The following is a 9,180-nucleotide window of genomic DNA, read 5'->3' as shown; positions in this document are numbered from 1 at the left end:
TGTAAAATGTTTCGCAAAATCAATTTACAACTTTGAGGGGAAACCTTTAGGGAGTACCCTCATTTTAAAAAATTAGTCGGTCACTAGTGATATTTAATCTTTTTGCTGTTAGGCTTAATAAGGTGTTATTAAAATGAAATTAGAATGAAACTGGAAAAAGTACTAGACAATGTTAATTCGTTGGAGAAAAATGCATTTTTAAAAATTATCGATAACATTAAATCTAATAACCCTAAGAATAGTAAAGAGATTGACAAAATTCTTTCAGATAGTAGTAATGATTTAAAAAGTGTTGACAGTATTAATATTGCCAATGTATTTAGCCTAATTAAAGATGAATTTGCTGAAACGGTAAAAGCAGAATTTGTAAATACTACATCGCAACTTGATATTTTAATAGATATCATTATCAAAGATGGTAATGGCATAATGAAACAAGATTGGTTGGCCCGTTTGTATGAAAAAGAATTAAATAGCATTAAGAAAAAGACCAAGCAGCTTAAAATTGAACTTGAGTCCGAGAAGTCCGATATTGAGCCGGAAAGAAAACGTGATTATGAAATATATCGTGCTTGTGTATTAACTGCATACACTAATGATGATATTAACAATAGAGAAGCTAAAATAACCAATGATGAGTTATCAATACTAGTTACTCTTGCTCATCAACTTCAATTGTCTCAGGAAGAAATTAAGTTGATTAATTACATGATAATACCACCCGAAAAAGAAAGTGTTGATAATGTAATTAACTTCTTGAAGACTATAGGAGCTATATTTTATTCCAAGAAAAATAATACAGTTTATATAGCAGATGAAGTAGTTCGGGTTCTTAGAAAAATAAGAGAAAAAGACGTTGCTGATAAATATTTCCGAAGAGTACTAAAAACCTTCAAAGAACCGCAGATTAACCTTATTTGCAGAAAGCATAATATTAACGTTAGAGATGTTAGTTATGAGGAGAAGGTAAATCTAATCATTAAGGAAGGTATATCTTTAATTAGTTTACTTAAATACGGTATGCATAAGGATGGCATTACTTTAACTGAAAAAAAGAAAGCTTTAAATGACCTTTGGGAAGGAGGCTTAAAAATTTGTGAGCAACTTAAAGGAAGTACTATTGAAGAAAAGATTTCTAATATTATTCTTCACTTTGAAGAGCAAGAAATAGATGAAAAAGTAGGGATTTCTGTTGAAGGTTATGAAAAGCTTTTAATAGAGCTAGATGAAACACTTAAGTCTTTTAGGAGATTGATACTGAAAGAGTTTGAGATGCCTGATGAAATATTGTTAAATAGTAGTACATTACTCGATTACAATATTAAACCAAGAGACATACTTGATGTATTAGCGATAGACGACTTAAAAGCATTTATAGCAGCGAAAGAGTTGAAATCGAGAGGAGATCTAGTGCTAAATATATTAGATGCATACAAAGATGCAGAAAATTTGATGATTGAAAATTATGAGGCTATTGGATTTCGAAATCTGGCTAAGTTGAAAGAAAATGGAATTATAATAAAGGAGTCTGAGCTTGGTTTAAAATTTGAAGATGTCACGAAAACAATTTTTGAAAAGTTAGGTTTTGACGTTGATGAAGTTTTAAAGAAGAAGCTTAATACGGCTAAAGATAAAATTGATTTAATATTAAACTTAGGTAATAATGAAGTTATAATCCTAGAATGTAAAACTGTAAAGGAAAGTGGGTATAATAAGTTTAGTTCAGTTTCAAGACAAATTAAATCGTATGTAGATTTAGCGAAGTTGAATGGATACAATGTTGTTAAATCATTGCTTGTAGCACCTGATTTTAGTGATGATTTTGTGAATGATTGTGATTTGGAATTTGAGATTAACCTTTCGTTGATAACAGCAGGTTCTTTGACACGAATTTTAGATGGTTTCAAAGATTCTAAACATAAACAATTTCCATATCAGCTATTGATGAAAGATGTTTTGATCAAGGAAGATAGAATTTTAAAAGCAATCAACAAGTAAGGTGTAAAAGGTGGTTTAAACTATACTACATGTTTTCTAGAAAAATTAAAAGATTAGCTTCTCTAGCTAGGCTTTTTTATTGCATGCATTTTGAATGAAGGTTGTTCGTGTTTAGAATAATGATCACAACAAAAGAGGGTATAAAAAAAGCCTGTTCGTAATGAACAGGCTTCTTTATGGGTGAAAGACCGGTTTCGAACCGGCGACCTCTGGAACCACAATCCAGCGCTCTAACCAACTGAGCTACAATCACCATTTTTATTTAGCGATGCAAAGATAATATTCTCGAATTAAATTGCGCAAGAAATGATAAAAAAAATCAAAAACTTTTTTTCTTTGTAAGCGTTTATTTATCGTACTTATGAAGTTTTTTGTTGAAAATCAGGAGATAGAAAAAGAGTTGAATGAAATAATGTCGCTTATCCGTTTGCGCATGAATGGAGCTACCGTAGATCAAATGGAAAAAGCAGGTATTGTTTATCGCAAAAACTATGGTGTTTCACTGGAGCATTTGAAGGCCATTGCCGCGAATCTGCCAAAGCGCTACGATTTAGCTGAACGTTTGTGGTTTATGGAGATCCGCGAAACGATGCTGTTGGCAGCTATGATTGTGCCACATGATAAAATGAGCCTGGTTAAAGCCATGGAGTGGTGTCAAAAGATTAATAACAACGACTTGGTAGAACGCAGTACCATGTTCCTATGGGGGAAGTTACCTTTTGCCAATGAGTTGGCTAAGGTTTGCTTGTCGCACCACAATAAATGGAGCATTGCATTGGCTTATTATATCATTGGCTGGTATGCTCAGCTTATTCAATCTACGGATGTTCGAAAATTAGACGACATGTTAAGTTATTTTCACGATACCGATGATTTCATCATTTTAAAGTCCTTCGCTTTTGCCATAAAAAAGCAGTTGAGAGTATTAAAAGGTGGTAGCCCACTACTGGAAGAATTTTTAAGTAAGTGCGCCGATTCTGAACTGAAGAATCTTCAATTCATTGGACAAGAGATACAAAATGAACTGGATTTTGTAAGGGATCTTTAATTTAGGCATGCGTCTACCTAATTGATTTTGTTTGATTTGGGGTAAAATCATATTTTTCATCTCTTTATATTCCCTATATTTGTCCAAACATATAGATATGCAAATATCTAATTGTTTTGTAAAAAGAGTAGAAACAATATAAAACCTTAGTGTTCATGACAAATTTGGAGGCACATTTCGAAAAATTTCGAAAAAACACCATCGGAGCTGAGGCGACGATTCAAACTCCATATGGAGAAAAACCATTGGTTTACGCAGATTGGATTGCGAGCGGTCGTATGTATGGACCCATTGAAGATTTGATGAAGGATAAGATGGGGCCAATGGTTGCCAATACTCACTCCGAATCGAGTGATACGGGTATGATTATGACCAATATCTACAAATTATCTCACAAAATAATAAAGCAGCATGTTAACGCTGACGAAGATGATATTATTATTACCGCAGGTTTCGGAATGACCTATGTGGTTAATAAGCTTCAGCGTATACTTGGTATGAGGGTGCCTGAACAGGCGCAAAAGTATTGCAATCTGCCAACTGATCAGCGACCAGTTGTTTTTATTACACACATGGAGCATCATTCAAATCATACTTCATGGTTAGAAACGAATGCTGATGTGGTGGTAATTGAGCCAGATGATCAATTGTTGGTTGATCCAGAGTCTTTACGACGTGAGATTAAAAAATATGAGAATCGAACATTAAAGATCGGTTCGTTTAGTGCGTGTTCAAATGTGACGGGTGTACGCACGCCATACAATGAATTGGCAAGAATCATGCATGAGAATGGTGGTTTTTGTTTTGTTGATTTTGCAGCATCTGCTCCTTACGACAATATTGATATGCATCCGGCTGAGCCATTGGAAAGATTGGATGCCATTTTCTTTTCGCCTCATAAATTCTTAGGTGGCCCTGGTAGTTCGGGTGTTATGGTATTTAATCGCTCATTGTATCACAATTCGGCACCAGATAATTCGGGCGGCGGTACAGTAGATTGGACCAATCGTTGGGGGAAATACCGTTATGTCGACGATATTGAGGCGCGTGAAGATGGAGGAACACCAGGTTTCTTACAATCTATAAAAGCGGCTCTGGTTATAAAATTGAAGGAAGAAATGGGTGTGGAAAACATTCATGCACGAGAGGATGAAATTGTAGCGAAGATTTTACGTGAATTTAGGGAGATACCTGGTATGAATATCTTGGCAGATAATGTGGATGACCGCTTAGGAGCCATTTCATTTTACATCGACGATTTACACTTTAATTTAGCTGTACGTTTATTGAATGACCATTTTGGTATTCAGGTGCGTGGAGGATGTTCTTGTGCGGGTACCTATGGGCATTATTTGTTACACGTTGATTATTACACTTCAAATAAGATAACTAGCCAGATAAACACGGGTAATTTATCGCAGAAGCCAGGTTGGATTCGTATGTCGATACATCCTACCATGACTGATAAGGAAGTGAACTATTTAATAAGTTCGGTTAAGTCTGTGGCTGAAAACTGGCAAAGTATGGAAGCGGACTACAATTATGTGTCAGCTCAAAATGAATATTATCACAAACAAATTCCGGCGAAGCAACCAAGCGATTATCAAAGCTGGTTTAAGTTCTAGGAAAAATAAAATATTCGATTATTTTTGTGGTGAACCCTAATAGGGTTCACCATTTTTTTTATTAAATAGAGATATATCCTTAGTGTTTTGTGTTAATCAGATTGTCAGAAGATTGAAATTATGTGGGATTTTGCGTTTTGTGCTAACAAATGGTTTGTTTCAAAATTAAGCTACTAACTTCTGGCCATCCCGATAATAATCGGGACTAACGGACTATTATAGATGGAGATACGAGAAGTAATAGATCAACGATCGAAGCAGCAGTTTCTGAACCTGGTAGATGATATCTATTTTGCAGATGAGGCCTATGTGCGCCCGCTTGATGCTATGATTGAGGAAATTTTTGATCCGTCAATGAACAGTTACTTTTCGCATGGTGAGGCAACTCGCTTCATCTTGTTTGATAATGATGTGGTGGTGGGGCGAATAGCTGCTTTTATCAATCACAATAAAGCAAAGGGGTTTGAGCAACCAACAGGAGGTATTGGTTTTTTCGAATGTATTGACAGCGAAAAAATCGCATTTGCGCTTTTTGATCGAGCCAAAGCTTGGTTAGAAGAGCGCGGTATGAAAGCGATGGATGGGCCCATCAATTTTGGCGAAAATGACAACTTCTGGGGCTTATTGGTAGATGGTTTTGTTCAGCCGGGTTTTGGTATGCAATACAATCCCACCTATTATCGCGCCTTTTTTGAAGCCTATGGTTTTAAAACTTACTTTGAACAGATAACGAATCATTTGGATTTACAGAAGCCTTTTCCTGAGCGTTTTTGGAAGATTGCGGGCTGGGTTGTGAAAAAGGATGGATATAGTTTTAAGCATTTTTCTTGGAAGAATGCAAGTAAGTATTTAGATGATTTTGAAAGCATCTATAATGACGCCTGGCAATACCACGAGAATTTTAAACCAATAGATAGAAAGACGCTTGATGCGACCATGAAAAAATCAAAATCTTTCATGGTGGAGGAGTTGATTTGGTTTGCTTACCACAATGGTAAGCCGATTGGTTTTATTGTATTATTCCCTGATATCAACCAGATAATAAAAGGCTTTAATGGTAAGTTGGGAATAGCCAATAAATTGAATTTTTGGTGGAAGAAGAGGAAAAAAATTATGACTCGGGCAAGGGTTGTTATACTTGGCGTTGTGCCAAAGTTTCAACGCTCAGGTATTGAGTCTGGTATCTTCTGGCATTTAAAAGGAGCGGTAGAAAGAAATCCGCAGTTTAAAGAGCTGGAATTGTCGTGGGTTGGCGATTTTAATCCGAAAATGAGGGTTTTGCAAGAGTCGATGGGAGCAGAGTTTGGTAAAAAACACATAACCTATCGCTATTTATTTAATGGGCATGAAGAGCCCAAGGAACGTGCGACGACCATACCTGTTGATACTAAGTATGAGAAGGGAAATGAAAAAGATTTATAAATTTCAGTGATTAAATCAATTAATCCTTTGTTGGTTCAAAATTTATAAATTACCTTTGCAGGCCGATAAAGATAAGAATATAAAGTTTTAAAACATATAACAATGAAACAGGGAATTCATCCGGATAATTACAGATTAGTAGCTTTTACTGATATGTCAAACGGGGAAACGTTCATTACTCGTTCTACTGTTGCAACAAAGGATAATGTTGAAATCGAAGGAGTTGAATATCCTCAGGTGAAATTAGAGATTTCTAATACTTCACACCCATTTTACACAGGTAAAATGAAGTTAGTTGATACCGCAGGACGTGTTGACAAATTTATGAACAGATATCAAAAGCACTTCGATAAGCGCAAGTAAGTCGATTGTTTTTAAGAGATATAAAAAATAGCTTCGGAATATCCGGAGCTTTTTTTTTGCTTTAGCATAACTTAAAATCACATGGTTCGTATTCGTTTTAGAAGCGATAAAGATGAAGGAATTGTGTCGTTTTGCTTAGGTTTTTAATTCTGAAACGCCTTGAATAAATTTTGGCACGTCTATTGCCAATACAAGGAATCGTTGTTTTATAACACACTGAACAGACAGTTTGTCAGAGGTGTCAGTGTAATTGACTATTTTAAGATGGATAATAATAAGTTTGATCATAATAAACCCCTTTTATCTGAGGTATTCGAGTCTGACTCAGAGTTCATTCCAATCGTAGCCGACGGTGAAGATCATAATGTCAGTGAGTTTGAAGTGCCTGACAACTTGCCTATTCTTCCTTTGCGAAATACGGTTCTGTTTCCAGGTGTAATCATTCCAATTTCATTGGGAAGAGATAAGTCATTGCAACTCATTAAGGATATACAGAAGAATAAGGGTGTATTTGGGGCTGTTGCTCAAAAGGATGTTAAGATTGAAGATCCTGGACAAAAGGATTTATTTGAAATAGGAACGGTAGCTAAGGTCATTAAGGTCTTGGAGATGCCTGATAATTCCACATCTGTTATTATTCAAGGTAAGCGTCGTTTTCAATTAGATGAATTGATTAGCGATGAGCCATATCATATGGCAAAGGTTACGCCGCTTGATGACATTGAGCCAGATAAAAAGACCAAGGATGAGTATGAGGCCGTAGTGAGCTCGATTAAGGATTTATCTTTACGTGTCATCAAGGCATCTTCAAATATTCCACCAGAAGCTTCTTTTGCCATAAAAAACATTGAGAACGATGGTTTCCTAATTAATTTTGTTGGATCCAATTCTGACATTTCAGTTAAGGAAAAGCAATCTTTACTTGTTTGTGGAAGTTTACTTGAAAGAGGAATGCTCTTGCTTGAGCATTTAGCCCGTGAGGTGCAGATGCAAGAGCTTAAAAATGATATTCAAAGCAAAGTAAAGCTCGACATTGATCAGCAGCAACGTGAGTATTTGTTGCAACAGCAAATCAAGACCATACAAGATGAGTTAGGTTCAAGCCCAATCGAACAAGAGGTTATTGAACTGAAGGAGAAAGCGTCGAAAAAGAAGTGGAACAAAGAAGTTGAGGAGTTATTCTTCAAGGAACTGGATAAGCTTCAGCGTTTAAATCCAGCTGCTGGTGAATATTCAGTGCAATACAATTATTTGCAAACAATCATTGACTTACCTTGGAACGAATACACCAAGGATAATTATGATTTAAAGCGTGCCGAACGTTTTCTTGATCGTGATCATTTCGGTCTGGATAAGGTGAAGGAAAGAATATTAGAGCATTTAGCAGTATTGAAACTTAAAGGTGAATTGAAGTCGCCAATTATATGTTTATACGGCCCTCCTGGGGTTGGTAAAACATCGTTGGGTAAATCGGTTGCCGATGCTGTTGGACGTAAATACGTGCGTATGTCTTTGGGTGGAGTGCACGATGAAGCTGAAATACGTGGTCATCGTAAAACCTACATTGGTGCTATGCCAGGTCGAATTATTCAGAATATAAAAAAGGCTGGTTCGGCTAATCCGGTATTTATTCTTGACGAAATTGATAAGATCAGTAGTAGCTATCATGGTGATCCTGCTTCTGCCTTGTTAGAAGTTTTAGATCCTGAGCAAAATGAGCATTTTCATGATAATTTCCTGGAAGTTGATTTTGACTTGTCCAACGTAATGTTTATTGCCACTGCAAATACCCTTAACTCCATAGCTCAGCCTCTATTGGATCGTATGGAACTGATTGACGTGAGTGGTTATATCCTCGAAGAGAAGGTGGAAATAGCTCGTCGCCACTTGTTACCACAACAAATGGAAAACCATGGTATTAAAAAAGGCAAGATTGCCTTAAATAAAAATGTACTTGGTTTTATCGTTGAGTCATATACCAGAGAGTCTGGGGTTCGTGAATTGAGCAAGGTGCTGGCAAAACTTTGTAGAAAAGTGGCACTGAAGATTGCTAAGGAAGAAGAATTAAAGAAGAATTTGAGCATAAAAGACTTGGTAGATTACTTAGGTGTTGCTCGTTTCTCAAAAGATAAGTGGCAAGATAATTCATCGGCTGGTGTTGTTACTGGTTTGGCCTGGACTCCGGTTGGAGGTGAGATATTGTTCATTGAAAGTAGCTTGAGCAAGGGAAAAGGTAAATTAACCTTAACTGGAAACTTGGGCGATGTGATGAAGGAATCGGCTGTGTTGGCCTTGGAATATTTGCGAGCTAATGCTGAGAAGCTAAATATAAAGGACGAGACATTTGACGAATGGAATGTTCATGTTCATGTTCCGGAAGGGGCAATTCCAAAGGATGGCCCATCTGCGGGTATCACAATGGTTACTTCTTTAGCGTCGTCGTTTACTCAGCGTAAGATAAGGCAACGATTAGCTATGACAGGTGAAATAACTTTACGCGGTAAGGTATTGCCAGTTGGTGGAATTAAAGAAAAGATATTGGCTGCTAAGCGTGCTGGTATTACTAATGTTATTTTGTCTCACGAGAACAAGAAAGACATTGATGAGATTAACGATATTTACCTGGAAGGATTAGAATTCCTATTCGTTAAGGAGATTTCTGAAGTACTGGACTTCGCTCTTCTGGATGAGCAGGTAAAGAATCCGATTAAGATATAAAGTAAA

Annotated in this window: 6 protein-coding genes and 1 tRNA gene; 6 read left to right on the top strand and 1 reads right to left on the bottom strand. The window is 36.4% G+C overall.

Annotated elements, in window-relative coordinates; all coding sequences use genetic code 11:
- Positions 1–144 precede the first annotated feature (144 nt).
- Positions 145–1,998 (top strand): hypothetical protein, encoded by a 1,854-nt coding sequence (locus ACRD7B_RS01795; protein WP_430822738.1) that lies wholly within the window; start codon positions 145–147, stop codon positions 1,996–1,998.
- A 178-nt stretch (positions 1,999–2,176) separates the two neighbouring features.
- Here ACRD7B_RS01795 and ACRD7B_RS01790 read toward each other — a convergent pair.
- Positions 2,177–2,252: transfer RNA gene (locus ACRD7B_RS01790), tRNA-His, on the bottom strand.
- 107 nt (positions 2,253–2,359) lie between these two features.
- Here ACRD7B_RS01790 and ACRD7B_RS01785 point away from each other — a divergent pair.
- From ACRD7B_RS01785 to lon, 5 genes are all read left to right on the top strand, one after another.
- A complete protein-coding gene (locus ACRD7B_RS01785; RefSeq protein WP_430822737.1) occupies positions 2,360–3,046 on the top strand; it encodes a DNA alkylation repair protein in 687 nt (228 codons plus the stop codon).
- A gap of 155 nt (positions 3,047–3,201) precedes the next feature.
- Complete coding sequence (locus tag ACRD7B_RS01780; protein WP_430822736.1) at positions 3,202–4,671, top strand: aminotransferase class V-fold PLP-dependent enzyme; 1,470 nt, start codon at positions 3,202–3,204, stop codon at positions 4,669–4,671.
- 222 nt (positions 4,672–4,893) lie between these two features.
- The gene (locus ACRD7B_RS01775) at positions 4,894–6,093 is read left to right on the top strand and encodes a GNAT family N-acetyltransferase (RefSeq protein ID WP_430822735.1); all 1,200 of its coding nucleotides are present in this window, start codon (positions 4,894–4,896) and stop codon (positions 6,091–6,093) included.
- A 102-nt stretch (positions 6,094–6,195) separates the two neighbouring features.
- The gene (locus tag ACRD7B_RS01770; protein WP_430822734.1) at positions 6,196–6,456 is read left to right on the top strand and encodes a type B 50S ribosomal protein L31; all 261 of its coding nucleotides are present in this window, start codon (positions 6,196–6,198) and stop codon (positions 6,454–6,456) included.
- Positions 6,457–6,720: 264 nt separating this feature from the next.
- Positions 6,721–9,174 carry an endopeptidase La gene (gene lon / locus ACRD7B_RS01765; RefSeq protein ID WP_430822733.1) on the top strand — a complete coding sequence of 818 codons (2,454 nt, stop codon included), beginning with the start codon at positions 6,721–6,723 and terminating at the stop codon, positions 9,172–9,174.
- Positions 9,175–9,180: the final 6 nt, after the last annotated feature.

This window comes from Carboxylicivirga fragile (assembly GCF_050589805.1).
In the GTDB taxonomy this organism is placed as follows: domain Bacteria; phylum Bacteroidota; class Bacteroidia; order Bacteroidales; family Marinilabiliaceae; genus Carboxylicivirga; species Carboxylicivirga fragile.
The sequence above is the reverse complement of the archived record's forward strand: the minus strand, read 5'-3'. Positions and strand labels throughout refer to the sequence as shown.